Consider the following 1,335-nt stretch of genomic DNA (forward strand, 5'->3'; position numbering starts at 1 on the left):
GTAGTTTTCGTTGAGAGCACAAAGTTCGCTGAGTGAGCATCAGCGCGAGCAGTTGGTTGAACTTTTTGAGCAAGGCATGGGCTATAGAGCTGCTGCTAATGCTCTTGGGGTCTCTAGATACGCCGTCCGTACGCTCTGTCGTCGGTTTAAGCTGCATGGCAGGCTATGTCTTGTGGAGAAACCGACTAAGCAGCAGTATTCGTTCGAAATCAAGAAGGAAGTTGCCGAGCGCCACCTTGCTGGTGAGACAGCGATGGATCTTGCGCGCGAATTTGGTCTGTCATCGCAGCAGCTAGTCAGAGGCTGGTCGTGGAAATGGCGTAAAGGTGGCGATGAGGCACTAAAACCTAAGCCGAAGGGCAGACCCAAAGGCTCGGTCACACCGAAGCCGCTCTCGCAGGAAGAGAAGCTACGTCGCCAGATCGCACGGTTGGAAGCGGAAAACGCCTATCTAAAAAAATTGCGGGACTTGAGGAATCAGGGACGCGCCTGAAAGTCCAGGCGATTGTCATCCTCAAGTCACAGCATCGCCTGCAATACCTTTTGGATGCGGCAGGCATGCCGAGATCGACGTTCTTCTACCACCAGAAACGACTCAGCGAGCCGGATAAGCACGCTGCGCTCAAAGACGCGATCCGGGAAAGCTTCGAGCGTAACAAGCATCGCTACGGCTACCGACGAGTGCTACTTGACCTGCGCAACCAGGGGTGGGTGGTCAACCACAAGCTCGTCTACAAACTCATGTGCGAGATGGGGCTTCGAGCCAAAGTCCGCCAGCGCAGGCCATATGTTTCCTATAGCAGGACGATCAGCCACATTGCCGACAACACCCTTGACCGCAAGTTCACCCCAGATAAGCCAAATACCGTCTTTGCCAGCGACGTCACCGAGTTCAGGGTCGCAGGCCGCAAGGTCTACCTGTCACCGGTGATGGATCTGTTCGACCGTTCAATCGTTGCCCACACCGTGGCTACATCGCCGTCGACAACGTTTACCGCTGATTCTTTAACTCAGACGATTAAAACGTGTGCACCTGAACCTGGCTGGATGATCCACACCGATCAAGGTTTCCAATACCAGCATTCGTCCTGGCGCAACCTCATTCATGACAACGGTGGTGTTCAGTCGATGTCCCGTAAAGCCAACTGTTACGACAACGCGGTCATGGAGAATTTCTTCGGACACTTGAAAACCGAGATGTACCACGGAGAAGTCTTCGCCACCGTCGCAGAGTTCAACCAGGCGATCGACAAGTACATTCAGTGGTACAACACCGAACGCATCCAACAACGACTCAAGGGCCTGACCCCGATGCAATATCGAGATCAGGCCCTT

The 1,335-nt window shown here is 53.9% G+C and carries 2 pseudogenes; both read left to right on the plus strand.

Annotation, left to right across the window (positions count from 1 at the left end):
* Positions 1–52: 52 nt before the first annotated feature.
* A pseudogene (locus M3B90_RS09680) lies at positions 53–151 on the plus strand (hypothetical protein); the annotation flags it as partial.
* Between the two features lie 12 nt (positions 152–163).
* Positions 164–1,335: pseudogene (locus tag M3B90_RS09575) on the plus strand (IS3 family transposase); the annotation flags it as partial.

The organism is Dermabacter sp. p3-SID358, assembly GCF_025147465.1.
In the GTDB taxonomy this organism is placed as follows: Bacteria; Actinomycetota; Actinomycetes; order Actinomycetales; family Dermabacteraceae; genus Dermabacter.